Below are 267 nucleotides of genomic sequence, written 5' to 3' on the forward strand. Positions count from 1 at the left end.
GGCCGCCAACATGAAGATAACGGTGGATCAACGAAACCTGCGGATTGTCAACATCTCCGGAGGCGGATGCCCGGATGTGCCCTACCTGGCGGAGCGCCTGGTGGGCAGGACCCTGCGTGAGGCGCCTCCGCCGCGCACCCTGGGGCATACCCTGTGCGGGTACGCCCTGCAACTGGCCTACGAGGAGCTCCTGCGAAGATGTCCTGGTTGATTGTCGGAACGATCCCACGGGAGGATTTCCCCCTCTACGAAGGCCCCTGCCGTCTC

The 267-nt window shown here is 64.4% G+C and carries 1 pseudogene; it reads left to right on the plus strand.

The window, feature by feature from the left end:
- A pseudogene (locus tag MWC30_RS22240) lies at positions 1–211 on the plus strand (hypothetical protein); the annotation flags it as partial.
- Between the last annotated feature and the right edge of the window lie 56 nt (positions 212–267).

The sequence above is a fragment of the Desulforhabdus sp. TSK genome (assembly GCF_022836495.1).
Taxonomy (GTDB): Bacteria; Desulfobacterota; Syntrophobacteria; order Syntrophobacterales; family Syntrophobacteraceae; genus Desulforhabdus.